The organism is Agaribacillus sp. DX54 (genome assembly GCF_056858335.1).
Window position 1 is genome coordinate 192478 of record NZ_JBXEQE010000007.1, and the last position, 22468, is coordinate 214945.

A 22468-nucleotide genomic window follows, 5' to 3' on the forward strand; every position below is an offset into this window, starting at 1 on the left:
CGAAAATTATGATTATTCACTGGAATTTAATTTTTTGTTCAAATATTTTTCTTGACATTCACTTTTTTCTTTGGCAATCCGACTAATTTCCTGATTTTGCATCTTTTGCATTTTAGCAAAGTAAATGCTGATTGAAATGATTATAATGCCCTGAATGATTATTATGAAAACGTATGGAAAAGGGTTTTGTCCCATGTCCTTTAGCAAAATAAATCTATCGATAAATTCAATTTTTTGATTGTGGGTTCCAAAAATGAGAAAAACAAAGGTGACCATAACTACAATAAAACCAGGAAGTCCTACTTCCTTCATGAGGCTTGACAGGTCATATAGATTTAATTCAATTATATGCTTGCGTTTTGTTTTGTCTTTTTTCTTTCCCATTTGATCAAGTGAAACTCGTTTAAAAAATATGGGGCAAAAAATATTGGATTCATTAGCAGTTTAAGCATAAATATTTTGAAATACAACTAAAAAGAGTTGCATTATCCCAACTTTGGTCTATTAAAATGAATAATAATTATTGACAGTCGACAATAGCTTTTGAAATCAAGTCTATTCTTTCATAAGAGCCCTTTTAACAGACTAAATAGGTAATGGTCAGGGGTAAGGGGGAATACTGCCAGAAAGCAACAGTAACAGTTGAAGACCTGTTGCTGCTACAAGCTAGCCTGCTGATTCGATAAAGTGAATAAAAACTCTTTCTCCGTTGCCTTACCTTGACCGAATCTCTCTTCGCATAAAAGCGATGTATGAAAGCACAAAACAAATAACCGTTGCCGCAATAAGCCCGGTCACCTGGGGCCAGATGAGTAATACACTTTGACCTAAGGGCAAAGGGCCCGGAATGGCTCCTTGAATTTGCTCCATAGTTAATGGGCCAAGGCTGCGAACTGACGGTACCAACAATATGTTTGTGGCCTCATTAAAAAGCTCGTTGGGCATTATTTGTTTCAATCCGAATTTTAATTTTTCATGTAGAAATAGCTGACGGGGTGATGCCAGCTTTGAGGGTTCAAGTACTTTGGTAATTAAGTTAACGATAATGCGGTAAAATATGGTAAAGAATAACCAAACGGCAATTCCTGCCAATGCCGAGGTGGCTGCTTGCTTGAACCGCACAGAAAATAAAATGGATAGATTTAACCAAAATGCAACGTATATGATGCTGAGCATGGTAAATAGGATAATTCGCACGAACTCTTCGGCTGTCGGAGGAATGCCGATGACTATTATACCTATCCCCAACACCAAAAAGCTAAGTGCAAAAAACATCACACTAACTACGAAAAGGGCCCCGGTAAACTTAGCATTAATGATATAATCACGGGGAATCGGGTGCGAAAGAATCCTGCTCAGTGTACCTTTGCTTTGTTCGGAATTAATGCTATCAAATCCAAGGCTTATACCCAACAAAGGCCCCAGAAAACTGACAAATACGAAGAAAGATGGCATAGTACCATCGGAAATTGTGAATAACTTCAGGAAAAAGAATGTGCCGGCAGGGTCATTTGGTTTGACGGCATTTCCGATGTTGGTAACGGCGGTATACAAAGAGCCCATGCATGTTAGGGCGATGATTGCAATGAGTATTATGAAACGCCAACTGGTTATATGATCGGAAATTTCTTTTTGCACCATTACCCGGAAAGGGTGGGTTATTTGTTTGTTTGTTTTCTGCCGTAGTTTTTTTCTCATTTGTGAGAAAAAACGCACCAGTTTCGATAGTCCGGATTTAACTGACAGTGGCGCTTGTCTTACTGGATTATTCATGATTTACACCTCCTTCAAAATACCGGTAATAAATATCTTCCAGCCCATATTCCTTTTTATTCAGATAGTTTAAATTGGCACCTGACTTAAGAATGGTTCTGGCAATTTCGGAAGTCAGGTCATGGGAACATTCAATTTGAAATATATCGTTTTTTTTCTTTATAGAGGCAATTCCCGGAACCCCTTGCAGTATCTCTTTGAGGCCTGTGGTGGTACACTTTTTGGGATTACCACTTGAATTTTTGCTATTTGGCAGGGAAAGACCTGTTTCGATCGTATAAGCGTTATTGTCGAATAGTTTATTGGACAGGGACTGGACATCACCTTCAGCCAATAGCTTTCCTTTTACAAATAAGCCTACCCTATCGCAAACCTGCTGCACCTGAAGCAGGTGATGTGATGAAAAAAGTACTGTAATTCCTTCTTTTTTACTCAACTTAACAATTAGTTCAAGAAAATCCCTTACCCCGGTCGGATCAATACCCAATGTGGGCTCATCCAGAATAATTACTTCCGGATCCTTTATCAATACATCGGCCAGACCGAGGCGCTGACGCATTCCGCGTGAATACTTGCCGGTCTTTTTTAGCATGGCATCTGATAATCCTACCCGCTTCAATAACCCGGTTGCCTTATCCCTGGCGTCATCACCTGAAATGCCATTAAGTCTGGCGGTGTAAATAATATTCTCCAACCCCGTCATATCTTCGTAAAACCCCACATCCTCGGGTAAGTAACCTACTCTTTTTTTTACTTCGATGGGATTGTTGGTGGAATTAATATTACACACTTTAACAGTTCCCGAATCCGGTTCTGTGAGCCCCAACATCATGAGGATTGTTGTCGATTTTCCCGCGCCATTTGGGCCAAGGAGGCCAAACACTTCACCCTTTTTGATGGTTAGGCTAAGTTTATCAACGGCAAGGTGGCTTCCATACTTTTTGGTAAGGTCTACCAGTTCAATGATATTTTGGGTCATTGTTTACCTCCTTCCAAACTTTCGGAAAAGATAATATATACTACCCGCTGCGATCGTTATAACAAGTATGCCAACCCACCCCCAAAACATGGGGGTTTTTACCGAAACCCTCAACGAAACTTTAGAAGTTACTTCAGGTGTCCTGGCGGTAATGCTTGTTACATAGTCTCCGGCAATAGCCTTTTTGTCAGCTTTTAATTCAGCGAAAACTTCGGTATTCTGACCAGCTTCGAGTTTATCTATTTTTTTTGGTTCAAAAGCCACCTCCCATCCTGATGGGGCAGAGGAGCTGAGATTTACATCCCTGAGTTCTGTAGAACCGGTATTTTTTACGAGTAGCCCTACTCTTTTGTCATTACCAGCGGTGATACTGGTGCTAAGTAATCCGGTGGGCGTGGTCAATTCCATTTCATAGGATCCGGTAATAACCACTTCCAACTCCAGTTCTGCAGATGTGGAGCTTGTTCTTGCACTCACCGGCATTTTGTAGGATCCGGCTTTCAGGTTATCAGGTGGGTCTATTTCAATGGTGATGTCTTTAGAATTGTTTGCCTCAATTTCTACTGAGGTAGCCTGCCGGTTATCAGGCTTGAAATCAACCTTCCATCCACGTGGTGCCTGGGCTCTTAATGAATATAATTGTTTATCGGCTGTCCGATTCTTCAATGCTGCTTTATAGGTAAATTTGGATTTAGCATGCCCCTGCATGTTGGCCTGGCTGGTGGTAAACTCGGTTTTAAACGTTCCCTGCTCCGATACATTGATGGTCAGGGGCAATGCATTGAATCTACCCGCCAATACCCTGAACCTGTAGTTTCCTTTATCCACTTTCAGAGGTACTTCTACTTTAAGTGAGAGGCTTTTTTTCTCTCTTGGCAGTATTGAGAGTTGTTTGATATTCCACCCCCCTGATTTTATTATGTAATTCCAGGTTTCAGGTACCCCAGTCAGCGAAATGGCTACATTTTGGATGATGTTGCTGTTGTTAATTACATCAATTGTATAATCGATCGACTCTCCTGGCGGTACAGATATATTGGTGTAAGGTGTATATAATGTTACACCGTTTGCGGCATTTACCGATTGACTATATATTGTCATTATCCCAAACAATGCGGATAAAGACAGGCTTAACAAATTTTTACGTGTGAGCATGTAAAGATCCTCCATATTTTTAGTGAATGAATTTTCAGGTGCTAATTTAATATGGTAATGGGAAAAAATAAATACTTTGCATCATCGCAATCGGTCATTAAGCACTTTAGAAGGTTTGGGTTATGTTAGTCATTTGTATTGTAAAAGTAATTTTGAGAAGTGGACAGTATCGAGTAATTATGAAGTTTGTTTCCCTCAATTCTAGCGTTACAGCTTTTAAATACCTGTTTCCGAAGTATAATGCAAATTATTTGTTTTTTTATTATACTTCTATTACGAAATAGTTACTAAAAATACCACTTAACAAAAGCCCTTTCAAAACCGGATTTCAGGTATTTTTTAAAGAAATAAATAGGCTTTACATTTATCACGAAAACGGATAGTTACCAAAATCTCACATGGCAACCTTGATTTGGTGGAGGATGCGATGCCAAACCTTCTGGTCTGGCATCCACATGGTCTTGAACCCGCCTGCACGGGTTGCGTTAAGGGAAAACGCTAGTTTGTGCATGAGCCTTCCAACTCTGTGACATTGGACTCTACCTCAAAAAGTTTATCGATGACCACATTGCCCCTTATGGATATCTCAACGTAGTCATCAGAGATCTCACTGACCACACCTCCGAACTGGTTGGCCAACAATTGGGTGCTGACTTCTTTGCCAGTTAAGGGGTCGGTGCCGTCATAACTTCCGCTTACTCGCAGGATCTTTACAAATGGTATGGTCACATCTTCCAGCGTTTGTATGGCATCATAAACCTCCACTTCCGTAAATTCGGGGATCTCCACCTCTCGCTCGCGGGAAACTTCAACGGTCTCTTCCACGGTTTCTTCCCAGGTTCTGGAGGAACTGGTCGTTGAAGAAGTAGTATAGGTAAATCCCGTGGAGACTTCCATGGAAGCAGTCACGCCGCTTCCGAAAAAACTGGCTTCTGTTTCCACACCGGCGGTCACGTCCAAGGAAAATTCCGAGCTGGAAAACAACTCAATGCTTTCTTCCGTGCCCATGGTATACGATTTGGTTTGAGATTCGGAACGGCCTACGGTTTCTGTTAAAGTGGCCCCGCTGCAGTTCCTTAAAATCGACCGGAAGGCAAAGTCCAGCTTGGCCGGTGGCAGGATAGGGGCATTGTATTCTGTGCCGCGATCTTCCACTTCCCATTCGATGTTGGCAGCCACGATGCGGAAGGGTAAATAGTTTTCTCCATCGCCATACCTGACTAGTTGATAGGACTGGTTTGGAGTTGACGGTTCATCACTCTGATAAAGTGTGTTTCCGCTCAATGGAGTAAGGGTGAGATGTCCTTGCTCATCACGCGCTACCCGGAATTTGAATTTGTCGCCATCCAGTTGCGATTGGTCGGTTTTGTAAAAAGTGTATAAATTACCGGGGTCAGACATTTCCAGGTAGTAATATTGCTGCTCATCTTCCGGGTCCTGAAATTTCATGTAATAAGCGCCATCTCCCGCAGACTCAAAATAAAATTCATAGTATTCCCTGCCTACGCTTTCCCTCCAGATATCGAGCACCATAGGGTCAATATTAGGTTCGAATACTCTATCGATGTGCAGCCTGATCAGTAAGTTATGGGTGTTCAAATCCGGATTTATCACCTGGATCAGGTAGGGAACGTCCTCCCGGATATTGGGTTCCGGGAATATGGTTGGCAGTTCGGTGTCGATCATCACAGGAGCATTCGAATTGTCTACTTTCAGGTTGTCCGATAAGGTGGCCAGGGTCGTTGAACCGTCTGAAACGGTCATGGAAACCTCCACGCCATTGCGAAGCGCTTCAATTTGTTCTTCTGTCAAATCATCGGAAGGTATTTTCAGGGTACCCACATTGGTGCTTCTGCTGATCTCTACTTCCCGGGAAAAGGATGAAAAACTACCGGAAAAGTCAACTTGCGCCGTTGCGGGCTCATAACCTTTCTTTGCGATGGGCCTGGTGTCGATGACAAGCCCTACTGACCCCTGATCTACTACAATATCCTCACTGGGACCTTGAAGGTCGGGTTGGATAGCGCCATCATCATCATTATTACAGCTAGTGCATATTAACGCAAGGCCGAAAATTAAAGTCAAAAAATGTTCTTTCATTGGTTTGTTTATTTGTTGTTCTTAGTCTTAAAAAAAACAGGCTCGAAACACTTGTCGCCATCATATAATAATTGATGTCAAACAGCAGGTAACTTCTTATTTTTTGGTCATTAAAACCCTGTCGTGTTTTTTAGCCATAAAGTCCGTAAGTATACTGGATTAAACGTTGAGGGATTAGTTGAAACAAAGGTCTGAGATCTTTCGCTTCCATCCTAATATAGCCTATAGACAAATTAATGGACAAATGATGAAAAAAGCTCCTCCTGGCCACAGAGGTAGCAAAACACTGATAGATCACGAAATAAGGTATTAGCTGGTACTTGTTAGAAAATATAAAAAACGCTGAACTACCATCAATTAGGTTGATTTTTGAGAAATTTTGATGCTGAATCTAACACAAAATTGTCGGTATAAATGATCAAAAATGGCTGTATTAAATCAAATTAAGGGATCATACTTTCCAGACTCTCCTTACTCCATTGACTATTTACAGGAGAATTTTGAGCATTATCCATGCGATTCAAGATACTCTCCGCTAAAAAATAAGTCAAGCATCCAAAATAATATCTAAATAAGCTTATCCAAACGCTTTGAGTGCGGTGTTCTTACTGACACTATTTGCTTGAAGGATTTTCAAAAGATACTGTGAGGATAAAATAAAGCCCGCCGTGGCTGAAGCTATGGCGGGCAAAGGTGGAGCTGGAGGGAGTCGAACCCTCGTCCAGAGAAGGTAATCTACGAGTTTTCTACATGCTTAGTCTTTCGTTGGTTGTCGGGCGAGGACAGGTGAGAGACAACCGGATCCTAACCTTAGTCGCTAAAGTTTCACACTCATATCGCGACGCTATCAGTGCTAGTTCTGCGGATTCGACATCGTTAAATCCTGGTCAGCGGAACAAAGGCCAGGGACGATGATGGCCGGGGAGCGCTTCGCTCGACCCTAAACCGAATTCAGCATATCGCTAAATTAGGCAGCCATAGCGTAAGAATAATCTTCGCCAATTATATTGCAGGACTATCTTTCAAGGCTCTCATCCCATGAGCCTGCATGCTTATACGCGCAATTACACAACCTGTCAAAACCAGTCAGCCCCATATCTTACGTATAATTTTCAATGAACTTGAAAAAAAGTTTACAAAAATACACTTTTCCTGTTGAATCTGGTAATATTATATGCAAATATTGTACTAAACGTTATTTTATGCCTTTTTGACATAAAATCCCCAGGAGTAGCAACTAAACTTACAAAATAATATTATACACTTATCTGAGTCAAAATGTTTGTTTACTCGAACAAATTATTGTTTTTTTTAAACATTTATTGTTCTAGTTGTTAATTTTAGACATTTAAACGTTCGATTAGACGAACATTTTCCTAAAAAAGAAACAATATTGAATTGACCATAAAAAGCCAATGGAAAACTTTGTAGTTTCGGCAAGAAAATACAGGCCAGACAACTTCGGTACGGTAGTGGGGCAGGAGCACATTACCACTACCCTGAAAAATGCGATCGACAATAATCATTTGGCCCAGGCCTTGCTTTTCTGTGGGCCAAGAGGGGTTGGTAAAACCACCTGTGCCAGGATCCTGGCAAAAATGGTAAATGGATTCGAAGATGATGACCCGGCTACCTCGCTGAATATTCATGAGCTCGATGCAGCATCCAATAACTCAGTCGATGATATTCGCAACCTGGTGGATCAGGTGCGGTATGCACCACAACAGGGTAAATATAAAATCTACATCATTGATGAGGTTCATATGTTGTCAAACTCGGCTTTTAACGCATTTTTAAAGACCCTCGAAGAGCCGCCACCCTATGCTATATTTATTTTGGCAACTACAGAAAAACATAAAATTATTCCCACCATTCTGTCTCGATGCCAGATATTTGATTTTAACCGCATCCAGGTGCAGGATATTGCGCGGCACCTGCATAAAATAGCTGAACTTGAGCAAATTGAAGCTGAAGAAGAGGCTTTACATCTGATTGCCCAAAAGGCTGACGGTGCTTTGCGGGATGCTTTGTCAATTTTTGATTTGATCGTTACTTTTTCGTCCGGCAACCAATTGACTTACCGGGATACTATTAAGAACCTGCATATCCTGGATTATGATTATTATTTTAAAATGACCGATTTTTTACTGGATGAAAATGTTTCCCAGGCGCTTTTAACTTTTGATGATATTTTGGCCAATGGTTTTGACGGTCATCAATTTATTGTTGGTCTTGCCGAGCATTTCAGGAATCTGATGGTTTGCAAAGACCCGGCAACGGTAAAGCTGCTGATGGTTAGCGATAATATCAAGCAAAAATATACCGAACAAGCTGCCAGGGCCCCGTTGTCATTTTTGATGTCTGCCCTGAACATTTCAAACCAATGCGATATCCAATATAAGGCAAGCAAAAATCAGCGTTTGCTCGTGGAGTTGACTTTGATGAAAATGGCCCACATCAATGCGGCTGTCAACCTGGTGGCTATGCATAACGACGGGCAGGAGCCATTAAAAAAAAAAGTAGTGTAAAAGAGGAACTGTCGAGTCAGCAAAAGCCAACTACAGATCATCAAGCTCCCTCTCCTTCTTCTCTTTCAAGATCAATATTCGCAAAAAAAATAAATCTAAAACCTACCACGAAGATTCCCGATGCCAATACTATTTTAAAGAACCAGGAAGCAAAGCATACAAAAGAGGAATCAAACCCGGTGGCCGATGCACCCGCGCCCGTAAAGAATGAGCCGGTAACCCTTGAAGATGTACAAAAGTACTGGAAGGCGTTTGCGGAGAAAAGGCGAGATGAAGGAAAGGATGCCGAGTATGTTTTGTTGAATCAGGACATCACGCTTAATGAAGAAAATGTCATCGAAATTAAGCTGACCAATGCGGTAGAGCAACCAATATTAGAAAGCATAAGAACAGAACTCTTGCAGTTCCTGAGGGGCAACCTGAATAATCAGCTATTGAATTTGGAGGCCAAATTAATTCAAATGGAATCCGGCGAGATGATTTACACAGACAGGGATCGTTTTAACTACCTTGCGGGAAAATATCCCAAATTAATACAATTAAAGGAAAAATTAGGCCTTGATCCGGATCATTGATCATTGTATTCATCTTGTGATGTGGGCTTTATGACGAGTAGTGGCGTTAGCTAAAGTGGATTTGATAGTTTGCACAAGCTTAGCACGAGCGGACGTGGCTTTTGCACGACGTTTTGGAAAAATTCTTTGTGTCTGTTGAACCTGCCATAAAAAAACCTCCCGGTTTTAGGCGGGAGGTTTTTCGTGAATAGCTGTTTCTTTTTAGCTGAAAACGTCCATTAGTTTAATTTCTTCGAGTGCACTTTCAGTTAAGGGCTTGGTAATAAATTTCACCACGTGATTGTTGTTTACGATTTTATCTATATCTCTTTTATTATCTGAGCTGGAAAGGATAATCACCTTGCACTTATCTTTCAATATTTGATCAAATTTTTCGAACTCGTAAAGGAATACAAAACCATCTACAATCGGCATATTAATATCCAGAAAAATGATGTTAGGCAATTTATTCTCATTGTCCTTATTTTGCTCCAAATATTCTAGTGCACTTTTTCCTGAATTTTTAATCTCAACCTCCTTAGCAAATTTAGTAATCTCTATAATGCGTTTACTGATAAAATTGTCAGTATCATTGTCATCTACGAGCATTACTAAATCAATTGGTTTTTCTTCTGTTTGCATCTAACAATTTAATTTAAAACTCTCTTAAAATAACATTAAACAGTGTAGAATTTTGGGGACTTCGTTTGCTTGACTTGGGCATCGAATTTAGTAATTTTTTCCGATTGTTTATCAAATAATACAACAAAATCCTTAAATTTTTTAACTCAACACATCTTTTGGATATTATTCTTTATCCAAAGATACTGCTAACTTATTATTTTATTGCTGCTATTGCTATTTATACTTAGTCAGGTAATATAACTAAGAAATTTTCACTTAATTGAGAATGAATATGTATTTTCTTCTATTTCAGGAGGGGGGTTACCTTGTTTTTACCAACTTCAGTTTTTCCCCAATAGCTATTTTGTAGTCGGTTTTTTCATTCAATTCCATGATTTTTTGAATAGGCACATTGTAGGTTCTCGAGATGCTGAAAATTGTATCGCCCTCTTCTACCTCATGTAGAATTATTGAATCACTTTCAGATTGTGACCTGTTATTTTGCACATGTTCATCGATTTTTTCAACCTTGCCAACGATTAATTTCTGATCAAATTTGATATTACCTAAGTCTTGCAGGTTGTTCCAGTTCTTCAGATCCTGAACTGTTATGTCATAGGTCCGGGCAATGCTGAACAACGTTTCACCTTGTTTAATGATATGAATTTTCCGGCCGTTTTCCATAGTAAAAGAAGGGGGGGAGGTCTTAATAAATTTAGGGCTTTCCTCAATATCAAATTCGTCTTCAGGGCTTGGGTTTTTACGGTCGATCACATTTACCTCGGGCGTCTGGTTCGCTACTTGATTTTTCTTTTCGGCAGGGGTTGTCTCTTTATTGATCCACCTTGCATTTTCCTCAGGGTCTTCCCAGATTTCTTCCGGGTTCGTGTCCCCGGATTTTTGATCTGTACCTACGGTCATTTGTGTATTTTCTTGTTTTTTAATACCAGAATCCGTCGGTAAGGTTTCCGTGGTAATCGCTGTTGTTTTATTGTGGACCTTTTGTTCTTTCTGTGTATATAAAGTTCGATTTTGTCGACTATTTGGTTTTGTGTCTTTTGCCAGTACTGGCTCTTCCTTCAGGCGGCGTTCATCAGGAAGTTCAATGTATTCAACTGGCTGTTCCGAGGGACGGGATGACCGTAACCATAACACCATGCCTGGTTTCAAATCATTTTCCCTTAACATCCCGTTCTTTTCCATCAATTTTTCCAACCGGATACCAAATTTTTGGGATATGGCCCATAGGCTCTCATGTCTTTTTGCGCCATAATAACGAATCTTTGACTTGTTTCTTTTTCTTTTAAAATAATAAACCTGACCAGGGATGATTTTATCAAACGCACTAAGATCATTGTAAGCCCGGAATTTTTTGGCTGAAATACCACCACGTTCTGCTAATGAACTTATACTGGACTGCTCCCTGGCTACCATACCTGGTATTCCATTAATCAATGTGTAGCTTAAACCGGTTTTTTTAATTACTTTTTTCCGGATTTTGGGATACTCCATACCGGCCTTGTAATCAACGGATTTGGCCACTAAAACGGGGCTGTAGCCTTCGGATTTTTTTATGATTTTTACCGGCTCGGTTTCGCCTTTAGTCAGGGCCAGAAGTCTCTTGTTGGATGAGTGGTCAACAGGAACTACCACGGTGTAGGTCTTATCATCGGGAATTTTCCTACCTTTCAACCATTTGTTATAATTCTGTAACACCTCCATATCGACCCCGTATTTTTTATTGATCTCTCTCAGGTTTTGGAAGTCTTTATTGGTTAACTCAGCCAACTGCCGGGTGGAACTTCGGGTATTCACGGCAGACTCAAAGGCAATTTTATGTGAGAGATATTTCTTTACATACCAATGTGTTTTTTTATCGATGACCATTCTTTTGGCGCCGTAATGCTTTTTGTCTAATGACCTGAGCGCACCGCCAGGACCAATATTATAAGCCTGCAAAGAATACAACCAATTGTTAAAAAACAGCTTATTATATTTTTTAAGATACCTGGCTGCCCCCCTGCTGGCCGATACGATATTCATCCTTTCGTCAACCACTCCGTCAACTCTCAGATTTACCTCTCTGGCCGCCGCTTTTTTGAATTGCCAAAAACCTACTGCGTTGGAGGAAGAAACTGCGTCAGGGATCAGCGCACTTTCCTGAAGCACCAGGTATTTGAAATCATCAGGTAGCCCTTCTTCCTTAAAAATCCTTTCTATAACCGGAAAATATAAGTTGGCTTTTTTAACTTTTATCCCAAAATATTTAGGACTCCTTGTAAGCATATCGACATCCTTCTGGATTTGCCTTTTTGCACTTTCAGTAATTTTCAGCTTCATGTCAGCAAAATCCATGTAAGTAGGAACTTTTTGGGCGAAACCCAGGGCGCCTGAAAATAGGAAAAACAGCGTCAGAATCCAGTTCAAAAGTCTCATTTAGTTCTTTGTTAAAATCATTAACCCATCTCTGATCGGTAAAAGAACGTTTTCTACCCGCTTGTCATTATGAACTTTCAGATTAAAATTAATTAAGGCATTGGTATCTTTGTCCGGATTGGTTTCCTTTCCAGGCAGGACCTTTCCACTCCAGAGTACATTATCTGCGATGATAAAACCTCCTTTTGCTACCTTGTCAATGATCAAATCAAAATATCTGGCATAATTTTCCTTGTCTGCATCAATAAATACAAGATCAAATTTTTCTGTCAGGGATGGAATGATTTCCAGTGCATTGCCAATTCTGTAATCGATTTTTTCATCTAATCCGGACTCTTTGAAAGATGCCCTCACTTTCTCCTCCAACTCTTCGTTGATGTCTATGGTTATTATTTTACCATCATCGGTTATACCTTCGGCCAGGCACAGGGCGGAGTAGCCTGTGTAGGTGCCGATTTCCAGTATATACCTGGGTTTTATCATACGAGAAAATGTTGCCAGTATACGTCCCTGAAGGTGTCCGGATAACATTCTGGGCATGATTACATTGGCGTGGGTATCCCTGTAAATTTTCTTCAGTAAAGGGGATTCTTCAGTGGAGTGGGCTTCGGCGTATTTTTCTATAGCTTCATCCAAAAATTTCATCGTTGCTAGCCTTGCGGTTTTGGTTGTTATTGAGATAAAAGACTTATTTTATGTACGTAAATCTACGTAAAATCCGTTAGAAAAACGGGACTTATCTCGGAATATAGGTCAAAAAACTGAGCTGATTTTCATCAAACATTTCCTCAGCAATGGATTGCAATTCTTTAGCACTGGTGGCCCTGATTTTTTCAAAAATACTTTCCAGACTGGGAATGGCGTCGAGGTCTAACAGACTTTTACCCATCATCAGCATCAGGCTGGTATTGTTTTCTTCAGACATGGCCAATTGCCCCATCAGTTGCTCTTTAGCCCTATGCAACTGCAGGGATCCAAGCGGTTTTTCTTTCAGTTTTTGCAATTCTTTTAGAACAATCCGGATACTTCTGTCTAACTGTTGCGGGTCTGTTCCAAAAAAAATGCTGAACAGGCCTGTGTCTGAATAGGCGCTGTAGTTTGCTTCAATTGAATAGACAAAGCCATATTTTTCCCTGAGGGCCATATTCAGTCTGGAATTCAGGCCTGGTCCGCCCAGAATGTTGGTGAGCATAAAAAATGGCAGCCTTCGTTCATCCTGCAATTTGTAGGCTGGCCTGCCAATGGCGCATTGCGATTGGGTAAGCGCTCTTTTGTTGGTCAGGCAACCCGTCCGGTAATTGGCGAAGGGCTTTCTGTCAAGCGTTGCCTGATAGGCCGGCAATTGCGCCAGATACTTTTCAGCATATTTTTTAACCTTTTTGAGGCTGATGTTTCCTACCACTGAAAAGATCAACTGCGAGGTATTTATATTTTCACTGATAAATTGCTTGAAATCCTGTTTTTGAAAGGATCTGACACTTTCGGCAGTTCCCAGTATGTTATTTCCAAGTGGGTGGCCTTTGAAAACGAGGTTATCAAATTCATCCTGAATGGCGTCCTCGGGTGCGTCATGGTACATGGCCATTTCTTCCAGGATTACTCCTCTTTCTTTTTCGATTTGCTTTTCCGGAAAAACGGAGTCAAAGGTGATATCTGTGAGTAATTCCAGCGCTTTTTCAAAATAGTTGTCGAGCACGGAAGCATAAAAACATATTTTCTCCTTCGTGGTGTAGGCATTTAACTCACCCCCCACAGATTCCAACCGGTTAATAATGTGAAATGCTTTTCTTTTGGAGGTCCCTTTAAAAGCCATATGCTCCCAAAAGTGTGCCAAGCCCTGCTGATCATCCTTCTCGTCACGGCTACCGATATTTAATACGAAGCCGCAGTGCACAATTTTAGTGGTTTTGACCTCTTTGTGAACAATTCTTATTCCATTACCCAGCGTGTAAATTTCATAATCCCTCATATCCTGTGCAAAGTTAAGTAATAATTACCCATTTTGGGACTGCAACTCATTCAAAATGGTTTTTTTCCTCCTTTACAATCTTATAGTTCCTGAATCCTCCTATTTGTTTACCATTTAGCCAGTAATGCTCAATATGACTTAGCAACCGGTATTTGAGTTTTTCGTGTTTGTGAATCAACCTGTCAGGGTTTCTTTTGCCTTCATACTGGAGTTGATCCTGCCAGTCAAATTTCTCTATCCAGTCTTTCAGGACGTTTGGGTGTGAATCTTTGTAAACCTTTAATTTGTTCAGCGGCCCGTAGTCAAATAATTCGGGCATGGTTTTGAGTTCATTTTCTGCTTTGCTTCGGCCCCAAAAAGTGGTAGCGCTGCTTTTTGTTTTGGCAGACATCAATTTGGGGGGGCGCACCCAGCCGTAGTGGTGAATCCAGGCATACAGTCTCGCTACTTTTAACTTTTGTGAGCCTTCCCTTTTCAGGTAATCCTGGTAGGAATTATTAAATTCATCAAATTTTCTGAAAGATTGGGCATCTTTCCAGGAATGAATTTTTGGGTCATTTCTGATAATTCTAATTTCCCTTGGGTACCAGTTGTGCGCCTGGTGATAATGGTCATAGTCACCCCAAAAATGACGGTATTCAAAAAGCAAACCTTCTACTTCCGGTTCATTAAAATACTTTTTACAGGCATTTTTGATCACCTCCAGGTATTTTTCATGTACCAGTTCGTCACTTTGAAGATAAAATAACCAATCGCCCTGGCAAGCATTTTTGGCCAGATCGGTTTGTTGTGCAAATATGGTATTGTGAGGATAGGTCCCGAGATTCCACTCCGTATCGATTATTTTTATTTTATCCGATTGAATACTCAAAATTTCTTCCCTGGTAAAATCTCCTTCATCAGATTTGCCAAGAGCTATCACAAATTCGTCCACAATGGGGAGAATTGATCGTATCGATTCCTTTACAGGATAATATAGCTTTGTTGCATTTTTAACAAATGTAAAACCACTTATTTTCATCAAAAACCTGTTTGAATTCACAAACTAAGGAAATCTTTTTGTAACTATTCCTATTCACTCTTTGTTTTTTCAATTTCCGGGTTTGGTTGATAATCAATCTTAAAAGCCGTATTTTGACGAAAAATCTATCTGCATGCAAAGACTTATCATTTTTACCCTGATTGTTGTCTGGCCAGCCTGGATACAGGCCCAAACAGGCGAGCAAAAAAAAATAATGAAAGTATTGAATAAACAAGTGGAATGCTGGAATAAAGGCGATTTGGGTTGTTTTATGACTACTTATTGGCAGTCGGATTCACTTAAATTTATGGGTAGCAGAGGTATTACCTATGGTTGGCAAAATACACTGGATAACTATAAGAAAGCATATCCCGACCGGAAAACCATGGGGAATTTAAAGTTTGATATTCTAAGCATGGATGCTATGGGCGACGATTATTACTTCATGATAGGAAAGTATTATCTTACCAGGGAAATAGGTGATGCCAGCGGATTGTTTTCGTTGATCTGGAAAAAAATCAACGGCAGGTGGCTCATCATTGCGGACCACACCAGTGCCGGTACTTGATCATGGCTATCAATCCTTATGCCCAGGCCGTTTTAGATTACTTTAATTTTCAGCCCCGGGTTAAGCTGTTTATTGATACCAGCTACGGGATACGGGAAGAAATGCCTTTAAAGGTTTTATTCCGGGATGAAGAGGATTTTAGCTCATTGGAAACTTACGCATTGAATCTTTGCCGGGGAAAAGTTTTGGATGCCGGGGCAGGGGTAGGTGCCTGCTCACTGGTACTTCAACAGAGGGATTTTGATGTTACCGCATTGGAAATAGAACCGACTCTGGCCGAAATAATGGTAAAAAGAGGGGTAAAAAAGGTGTTATGTGAAAATATTTTTGAATTGAAGGAGCACCGTTTTGATACAATTTTGATGATGATGAATGGCCTGGGCTTGGTGGGTACCATTGGTGGGCTGAAAAAGTTTTTGGAGCATGCCAAGCAACTGGTATCAACTTCGGGACAAATATTGCTTGACTCAAGCGATATTTCCTATTTTTATGAAGATAAGACCTGGCCTGCCAGCCATTATTTCGGGGAAATAGGTTATCGTTACCAGTATAAAGATCAAAAAGGGGCGTGGTTTAACTGGTTGTATATAGATCCGGCAAAGCTTCGGGAAATCGCCCGGGACCATGGCTGGTATGCACAAATACTGTATGTGGATGAAACAGATCAGTATCTTGCGAGGCTGATACTGGCCGACTCTTTTGATGAAAGCGCGTGACATCTTTGAAAAAATTATTATGCATACCTACTATATTTCGATTTGATTTACTTAATTTTGGTTCACCACGCAGCTATTCAAAATATTAAAATAAACTGAGCAACAATGTACAAGGAAGGAATGTTAAGGAAAGATGCCTTAAAAGGAAAGACCCTTATCGTTACAGGCGGGGGCACCGGATTAGGTAAATCTATGGGACAATACTTTCTGGAGCTGGGGGCTAACCTCGTGATTGCAAGCAGGAAGGCTGAGGTTTTGGAAAAGGCGGCTGATGAATTGCGTGCCAGTACGGGGGGAAGTGTTTTACCGTTAGCCTGTGATGTTCGCAACTATGAGGAAGTGGAAAAAGTAATCGAAGGTACCGTTACCGAATTTGGAACAGTACATGGTTTATTGAACAATGCTGCGGGGAATTTCATCAGCCCCACCGAAAGGCTGTCGCACCGTGCTTTTGATGCTGTTGTGGATATTGTGTTAAAGGGTAGCTATAACTTCACATTGGCCCTAGGGAAAAAATGGATTGCTAATGGCCAACCGGGTACGATTTTAAATATTGTGACTACCTATGCCTGGACGGGTTCGGGGTATGTTGTGCCGTCGGCATGTGGTAAGGCCGGGGTGTTGGCCATGACAAGATCACTGGCAGTGGAATGGGCAAAATATGGGATCAGAAACAACGCCATAGCGCCAGGGCCATTTCCCACCGAAGGAGCCTGGAGCAGATTGTTGCCCGGTGATCTGAAGGATAAGCTGGATCCCGCACAAAGGGTGCCTTTGAAAAGGGTGGGGGATCACCAGGAACTGGCAAATCTTGCCGCTTATCTTATGTCGGACTTTTCCGCCTATATTAATGGCGAGGTTATTACCATCGATGGGGGTGAATGGCTTAAAAATGGTGGGGAATTCAGCTTTCTGGAGATGATCAAACCCGAAATGTGGGATCAACTGCAGGGAATGCGGAGCAAAAGTTAGGAGCAGAACCGGTTTTAAGGCTAACCTAAGTCTGAGTAATCCGTAAATTTAGGAAGAATTTATTGGCATGAAAGAAATAGAGAAACCGGTGTTATTGTTCGATGGTGTCTGCAATCTTTGCAATGGGGTGGTTCAGTTTGTTATTAAAAGGGATCCTGAGGCCAAATTGAAGTTTTCTTCACTGCAATCAAATACAGGGCAACAATTGCTGCGAAAGTTTCAACTTCCAACCACAGATTTTGAGTCATTTGTTCTTGTAGAAGGGGACCGTTACTACAAAAAATCCACTGCCGCCCTCCAACTATTTAAAAAGCTTGGCAAAGGCTGGCAGTTGCTCTATATGTTTATCATCATACCGGCCCCTATAAGAGATTTTTTTTACAGCCTCGTAGCCAACAACCGGTACAAGGTTTTTGGCCGTACCGACGAGTGCTGGATTCCTACACCCGATCTGCGGGCCAGGTTTTTGGATTAGCTAGGTTTTGTCTGCCATTCTCTTCCGCTCATTTTCATCCAGATAAATCTTTCTTACACGAACAGATTTTGGGGTAATTTCCACATACTCATCTTTTTTGATGTATTCCAAAGTCTCTTCCAGCGAAAACTGTTTTTTAGGTGCTATTTTGGAATTATCATCGGAGCCTGCCGCCCGCATGTTGGTAAGCTTTTTGCCTTTCCGGATGTTAACCACAAGGTCATTAGACCGGTTATGTTCGCCTACAACCTGCCCCATATAAACATCTTCTCCCGGATCGACAAAAAATATGCCACGGTCCTGGAGCTTGTCAATTGAATAGGCGGTTCCCGGACCGGTTTCCATAGAGATTAAAGAACCATTGATGCGGGCTGGAATTTCACCTTTCATCGGTTCATAAGTTTTAAACCGATGTGTCATGATCGCCTCTCCGGCAGTGGCTGTCAGCACCTGATTACGCAATCCGATCAGGCCCCTTGCAGGGATGTCGAACTCCAGGTGTTGTAAATCACCTTTGGGCTCCATAATGGTTAATTCACCTTTTCTTTGTGTTACCAACTCTATCACCTTGCCGGCACTTTCCTCGGGTACATCGACAACGAGGTGTTCCAGCGGTTCACATTTCACGCCATCAATTTCCTTTATGATAACCTGCGGCTGGCCTACCTGAAATTCGTAACCCTCCCTTCGCATGGTTTCGATCAACACCGACAAATGCAGCACTCCCCGTCCATAAACCAAAAATTTATCCTCCGAGTCGGTATCTTCAATTTTCAAAGCCAGATTTTTTTCAGTTTCTTTATAAAGTCTTTCGCGAAGATGACGGGAGGTGACGTATTTGCCTTCCTTTCCATAGAAAGGGGAATTGTTAATGGTAAAAAGCATACTCATGGTCGGCTCATCAATAGCAATCCTGGGCAGCGGCTGCGGATGCTCAAAATCTGTTAGTGTGTCCCCAATATCAAAACCTTCAATGCCTACCACCGCACAGATTTCACCTGCACTTACTTCCTGAACTTTTTCTTTGCCTAACCCTTCAAATACCTGTAATTCTTTTACTTTTACTTTTTTTACCGTCCCATCGCTTTTGCATAACCCTAACCCTTGTCCTTCTTTTAATGTTCCCTGGTATACCCTGCCAATGGCGATCCTGCCCACAAAAGAAGAGAAATCCAAAGAGGTTATCTGCAGTTGGGGAATGCCCTCTTTTACAGGAGGGGGAGGAATAGTTTTAATAATCTCATCCAAAAGATCTGTCACACTGTCTGTAGGTTTTTTCCAGTCGTGACTCATCCATCCTTGCTTGGAAGAGCCGTAAATGGTAACAAAATCCAGTTGTTCCTCGGTAGCATCCAGGTTAAACATCAGGTCAAAAATCTGTTCCTGTACTTCCTCCGGACGACAATTTTCCTTATCCACCTTATTGATGACAACAATAGGTTTCAGCCCCAAAGCCAGGGCTTTACTTAACACAAAACGTGTTTGTGGCATAGGCCCTTCGAAGGCATCTACCAACAGCAATACCCCATCCGCCATTTTCAGTACCCGTTCCACTTCTCCTCCGAAATCGGCGTGGCCGGGTGTGTCAATTATATTTATTTTGACGCCATTATACCTGACTGATACATTTTTTGACAAGATGGTAATACCTCTTTCACGTTCCAGATCGTTATTGTCGAGTATGAGCTCTCCCTTATCCTGGTTTTCCCTCAAAACTTTTGATTCATGGATTATTTTGTCAACCAGGGTAGTTTTCCCGTGGTCGACATGTGCAATGATTGCGATGTTTCTAAGACTTTTCATGGGTAATATAAAAAAGATCACAAAGGTAGTAAATAGATATTAGAAATAGGTTTAAGAGGAACATATAAATGGAGTATTTATTATCTGTAGTATTAATAGCAGTTTTTTATTAAATTCATGCAATATTTTTCAAACTAGGCAGATGCACTTTTTAAATTTAGCCGGATGTATTTTCCTTTTTGCGATAAAAGGGTTGGCAGTCCCATTTGACCTCCCACCGGCAAATCCTTTTACGGATTCCCTTTCCAGAAAAAATGTCGACATCAACAACCGCATAGCTTTTCATTTTTTGGAAAAAGAGCCCGACCTTGCTTTTTATTATGCTGACAGCTCAGCCATTATTTCTCTTGAAGACAACTATCCCGAAGGGCTGAAAACAGCACTAGAAATCAAAGCTAAGATATCGGTAATGCGGGGTGACTACAGTCAGGCACTTGTTTACTTCAACAAAGCAGAGGTACTGGCTTCCCAGATAGAAGATACAGTGGGCATGATACAGGGGCATCTGGATTTGGCGAATGTTTTCCTGCTAATCAATGATTTTGAAGGGGCCGAAAACCATTTTGGTAAGGCCTTGAGTTTGCGCAGCATTTCCAAACACCCCCTGCTGCACGCCAATGTATACACAGGATTATGGCAATTGTACTGGAACAAGGGCGATAACGACACTGTTGACTATTTTCAGAAGAAAGCCCTGGATATTTATGATGCCAATAAAAATGACCGGAAAATCTCCCGGAAAATTGCCGACGGATTTCTGAAGGTAGAAGATTTTGACCAGGCTTTGAGTTTTTATCAGACCTCCCTGGATTTTCAACGTGAAAGTGGTACTAAAAAGGAGGTTGCCGATGACCTGAGTAATATTGGGGAAATTTATCTCACAAAAAAAATTGGAGCCGGTGCGTTGAATTATTTTTTTGAAGCCCGCAAAATCTATGAGAAGCTAAATAATAAAACGGCGTTGTTTGAGATGGATATGAACATTGGACGCTCTTATTTTTACATGCAAGAACATGTAAAGGCGCTGGAATATATCGATAAGGCGCTGAGTACGGCAAAGGCGATTAGCAGCAAATCATTTATAGCCAGGGCCAATAAAACAATGGCTGAGGTATATGAGGAATATGGTTATTACGATGAATCGATCAAATATTATAAGCAATATGTGGCTTTAAAGGATACCTTATTTGGCGAGGAAAGGGCGAGGAAGACTGCTGAGCTAAAGGCCAACCTGGAATTTGAACAAAAGGAAAAAGAAATAGCCCTGCTGACCAAAGAAAAAAAACAGTTGAATGAAAATGCAGCTTACAAAGACCAGATCAATAAGCTTACTTCGAATCTGTTGTTGATTTTAGGATTTTCAACATTCCTTATCATATTGGTTACAGCTTTAATTTATTACCGATACAAAACTAAAAAGCAGGCTAATAAGTTGCTGGAAGAACAATATGCTGAGATCAGCAAACAAAAGTCTGCCCTGGAGGATCAGAGTGAAATAATTAAAGACAATAATGTGGAGCTTGAAAAGGCAAGAAAAACAATTGAAGCAAAAAATAAAGCCCTGAGAGGAGCCAATGAAAAACTGGAAACCCTGATTGACCTGAGAACCACTGAGCTGAAAAGGACTTACCACAAGTTATCGTTTCACATTGACAATACCCCTCTCGCCGTGTTGGAATGGAATGATAAGATGGAATTGATCAGGTGGTCCAGCCAGGCGGAAAAGATGTTTGGGTGGAAAGCCTCTGAGGTAATTGGCCGTCATATACAAGATTTGCCTTTGATAAAGAAAGACCATAAGGATTCGATCGATAAGATTTTCGCGGAATTGCTTACGGGGCAAAAACCCAGAAACTTTTACAAAAACAAAAACTATCATAAAAACGGCTCATTGCTGGATGTTGAATGGAGTAATTCGATACTGTTTAATGAGGAAGGGAGACTTGAGTCCATATTGTCTATTGCCAATAATGTAACAGTCCGTGAAAAGGCCATAAGTGATCTGCGGCAGTCTAATAAGGAGTTGGATAATTTTATCTACCGGGCTTCTCATGACTTACGGGGTCCTATTACCCGGCTGGTTGGTGTGGTTAATCTCGGCATGCTGGAAGCGAAAGAAAGTATTTCAAGAAAATATTTTGATTTGTTAGGCAAGGTGGCTTTTGAGATGAACGCTATGCTATCACGGCTGTTGACGGTCCATGATATTTATCAGCATCGTTTTAAATCTGAGGAATTTGTCGTTAAGGAAGAATTAAAGAGTTATGTGGAAGAATTCAGGAACAAAAACCTTACTTTTCAGGTCAATCTTGTCTATGATATACCGGCCAGGTTAAAATGGACAACTGACCGTGTGCTGTTTAAGACCGCCATGCAAAATCTGATCGAAAATGCTTATGTCCATGGTGCATGCGAACACCCATGTATTAATATCAAAGTGCGTAAAATCAATGGTCATTTTGTGAAATTTACAGTCTCAGACAATGGATTAGGTTTTTCCGAGGAAGTGGTAGACAAGATTTTTAACATGTTTTTTCAGGGCACCGAGCGCTCAAACCTGAATTATGGGTTAGGGCTTTATCTTACCAAAAAATCAATTGAAAGGCTGGGTGGTAGCATTGCACTGACCAAGCCGGTCAACGATACAACATTCGAGATCATTTTGCCCAATCTCCAAAATGAGGCCATTAAGCAAAAGGTGTTGCAGTTATGATACAATGCCGGTTTCATTCGCTTTGCAATAATTGCCAGGGTAAGTTATCACAAGCCTAAATTCTTTTTATCTTTGCCGAAGT

General features: G+C 41.0%; 18 protein-coding genes and 1 other RNA gene. 7 read left to right on the forward strand and 12 right to left on the reverse strand.

Features of this window, described 5'->3' with window-relative positions:
• Positions 1-12: 12 nt before the first annotated feature.
• From AC04NP_RS10730 to ssrA, 6 genes are all read right to left on the reverse strand, one after another.
• Positions 13-384: a hypothetical protein gene (locus AC04NP_RS10730; RefSeq protein ID WP_482859740.1), complete on the reverse strand. Its 372-nt coding sequence runs from the start codon at positions 382-384 to the stop codon at positions 13-15.
• 330 nt (positions 385-714) lie between these two features.
• A complete protein-coding gene (locus tag AC04NP_RS10735) occupies positions 715-1773 on the reverse strand; it encodes an ABC transporter permease (protein ID WP_482859741.1) in 1059 nt (352 codons plus the stop codon).
• A complete protein-coding gene (locus AC04NP_RS10740) occupies positions 1766-2752 on the reverse strand; it encodes an ABC transporter ATP-binding protein (RefSeq protein ID WP_482859742.1) in 987 nt (328 codons plus the stop codon). The genes AC04NP_RS10735 and AC04NP_RS10740 overlap by 8 nt, the downstream gene beginning before the upstream one ends.
• A gap of 3 nt (positions 2753-2755) precedes the next feature.
• The gene (locus AC04NP_RS10745) at positions 2756-3922 is read right to left on the reverse strand and encodes a COG1470 family protein (protein ID WP_482859743.1); all 1167 of its coding nucleotides are present in this window, start codon (positions 3920-3922) and stop codon (positions 2756-2758) included.
• Positions 3923-4405: 483 nt separating this feature from the next.
• Positions 4406-6007, reverse strand: coding sequence for a hypothetical protein (locus AC04NP_RS10750; protein ID WP_482859744.1), 1602 nt, complete (start codon positions 6005-6007; stop codon positions 4406-4408).
• A gap of 691 nt (positions 6008-6698) precedes the next feature.
• Positions 6699-7101, reverse strand: a transfer-messenger RNA (tmRNA) gene (gene ssrA, locus AC04NP_RS10755).
• Positions 7102-7422: 321 nt separating this feature from the next.
• Between ssrA and dnaX the strand changes: the two genes are divergently transcribed.
• On the forward strand, positions 7423-8535 hold the full coding sequence (dnaX, locus tag AC04NP_RS10760; RefSeq protein ID WP_482859745.1) for a DNA polymerase III subunit gamma/tau: 1113 nt from the start codon (positions 7423-7425) through the stop codon (positions 8533-8535).
• A gap of 179 nt (positions 8536-8714) precedes the next feature.
• A complete protein-coding gene (locus AC04NP_RS10765; protein WP_482859746.1) occupies positions 8715-9110 on the forward strand; it encodes a hypothetical protein in 396 nt (131 codons plus the stop codon).
• Positions 9111-9311: 201 nt separating this feature from the next.
• Here AC04NP_RS10765 and AC04NP_RS10770 read toward each other — a convergent pair whose 3' ends face one another.
• The 5 genes from AC04NP_RS10770 to AC04NP_RS10790 form a co-directional block, all read right to left on the reverse strand.
• Positions 9312-9731 (reverse strand): response regulator, encoded by a 420-nt coding sequence (locus tag AC04NP_RS10770; RefSeq protein WP_482859747.1) that lies wholly within the window; start codon positions 9729-9731, stop codon positions 9312-9314.
• Between the two features lie 303 nt (positions 9732-10034).
• Positions 10035-12149, reverse strand: coding sequence for a LysM peptidoglycan-binding domain-containing protein (locus AC04NP_RS10775; RefSeq protein WP_482859748.1), 2115 nt, complete (start codon positions 12147-12149; stop codon positions 10035-10037).
• Positions 12150-12794: an O-methyltransferase gene (locus tag AC04NP_RS10780; protein WP_482859749.1), complete on the reverse strand. Its 645-nt coding sequence runs from the start codon at positions 12792-12794 to the stop codon at positions 12150-12152.
• 91 nt (positions 12795-12885) lie between these two features.
• Positions 12886-14118: a M16 family metallopeptidase gene (locus tag AC04NP_RS10785; protein WP_482859750.1), complete on the reverse strand. Its 1233-nt coding sequence runs from the start codon at positions 14116-14118 to the stop codon at positions 12886-12888.
• Positions 14119-14164: 46 nt separating this feature from the next.
• Complete coding sequence (locus AC04NP_RS10790; RefSeq protein WP_482859751.1) at positions 14165-15139, reverse strand: glycosyltransferase family protein; 975 nt, start codon at positions 15137-15139, stop codon at positions 14165-14167.
• Between the two features lie 133 nt (positions 15140-15272).
• Here AC04NP_RS10790 and AC04NP_RS10795 point away from each other — a divergent pair, with 133 nt between their 5' ends.
• From AC04NP_RS10795 to AC04NP_RS10810, 4 genes are all read left to right on the forward strand, one after another.
• A complete protein-coding gene (locus tag AC04NP_RS10795) occupies positions 15273-15707 on the forward strand; it encodes a YybH family protein (RefSeq protein ID WP_482859752.1) in 435 nt (144 codons plus the stop codon).
• A 2-nt stretch (positions 15708-15709) separates the two neighbouring features.
• Positions 15710-16423, forward strand: coding sequence for a class I SAM-dependent methyltransferase (locus tag AC04NP_RS10800; protein ID WP_482859753.1), 714 nt, complete (start codon positions 15710-15712; stop codon positions 16421-16423).
• A gap of 105 nt (positions 16424-16528) precedes the next feature.
• On the forward strand, positions 16529-17395 hold the full coding sequence (locus AC04NP_RS10805; RefSeq protein ID WP_482859754.1) for an SDR family oxidoreductase: 867 nt from the start codon (positions 16529-16531) through the stop codon (positions 17393-17395).
• Positions 17396-17462: 67 nt separating this feature from the next.
• Entirely contained in the window at positions 17463-17870 is a 408-nt protein-coding gene (locus tag AC04NP_RS10810; protein ID WP_482859755.1) for a thiol-disulfide oxidoreductase DCC family protein, read from the forward strand.
• On the opposite strand, the gene typA is transcribed toward AC04NP_RS10810, so the two are convergent.
• Complete coding sequence (gene typA / locus AC04NP_RS10815; RefSeq protein ID WP_482859756.1) at positions 17871-19673, reverse strand: translational GTPase TypA; 1803 nt, start codon at positions 19671-19673, stop codon at positions 17871-17873.
• 142 nt (positions 19674-19815) lie between these two features.
• Between typA and AC04NP_RS10820 the strand changes: the two genes are divergently transcribed.
• Positions 19816-22386 (forward strand): tetratricopeptide repeat protein, encoded by a 2571-nt coding sequence (locus tag AC04NP_RS10820; protein ID WP_482859757.1) that lies wholly within the window; start codon positions 19816-19818, stop codon positions 22384-22386.
• Positions 22387-22468: the final 82 nt, after the last annotated feature.

Bases quoted from the DNA above. Each gene is read 5' to 3' on its own strand.
- AC04NP_RS10750 (WP_482859744.1), bottom strand. From the start codon at position 6,007: ATGAAAGAACATTTTTTGACTTTAATTTTCGGCCTTGCGTTAATATGC.
- dnaX (WP_482859745.1), top strand. From the start codon at position 7,423: ATGGAAAACTTTGTAGTTTCGGCAAGAAAATACAGGCCAGACAACTTC.
- AC04NP_RS10805 (WP_482859754.1), top strand. From the start codon at position 16,529: ATGTACAAGGAAGGAATGTTAAGGAAAGATGCCTTAAAAGGAAAGACC.
- AC04NP_RS10795 (WP_482859752.1), top strand. From the start codon at position 15,273: ATGCAAAGACTTATCATTTTTACCCTGATTGTTGTCTGGCCAGCCTGG.
- AC04NP_RS10810 (WP_482859755.1), top strand. From the start codon at position 17,463: ATGAAAGAAATAGAGAAACCGGTGTTATTGTTCGATGGTGTCTGCAAT.
- AC04NP_RS10800 (WP_482859753.1), top strand. From the start codon at position 15,710: ATGGCTATCAATCCTTATGCCCAGGCCGTTTTAGATTACTTTAATTTT.
- AC04NP_RS10780 (WP_482859749.1), bottom strand. From the start codon at position 12,794: ATGAAATTTTTGGATGAAGCTATAGAAAAATACGCCGAAGCCCACTCC.
- AC04NP_RS10820 (WP_482859757.1), top strand. From the start codon at position 19,816: ATGCACTTTTTAAATTTAGCCGGATGTATTTTCCTTTTTGCGATAAAA.
- AC04NP_RS10785 (WP_482859750.1), bottom strand. From the start codon at position 14,118: ATGAGGGATTATGAAATTTACACGCTGGGTAATGGAATAAGAATTGTT.
- AC04NP_RS10735 (WP_482859741.1), bottom strand. From the start codon at position 1,773: ATGAATAATCCAGTAAGACAAGCGCCACTGTCAGTTAAATCCGGACTA.
- AC04NP_RS10745 (WP_482859743.1), bottom strand. From the start codon at position 3,922: ATGGAGGATCTTTACATGCTCACACGTAAAAATTTGTTAAGCCTGTCT.
- typA (WP_482859756.1), bottom strand. From the start codon at position 19,673: ATGAAAAGTCTTAGAAACATCGCAATCATTGCACATGTCGACCACGGG.
- AC04NP_RS10790 (WP_482859751.1), bottom strand. From the start codon at position 15,139: ATGAAAATAAGTGGTTTTACATTTGTTAAAAATGCAACAAAGCTATAT.
- AC04NP_RS10775 (WP_482859748.1), bottom strand. From the start codon at position 12,149: ATGAGACTTTTGAACTGGATTCTGACGCTGTTTTTCCTATTTTCAGGC.
- AC04NP_RS10770 (WP_482859747.1), bottom strand. From the start codon at position 9,731: ATGCAAACAGAAGAAAAACCAATTGATTTAGTAATGCTCGTAGATGAC.
- AC04NP_RS10740 (WP_482859742.1), bottom strand. From the start codon at position 2,752: ATGACCCAAAATATCATTGAACTGGTAGACCTTACCAAAAAGTATGGA.
- AC04NP_RS10730 (WP_482859740.1), bottom strand. From the start codon at position 384: ATGGGAAAGAAAAAAGACAAAACAAAACGCAAGCATATAATTGAATTA.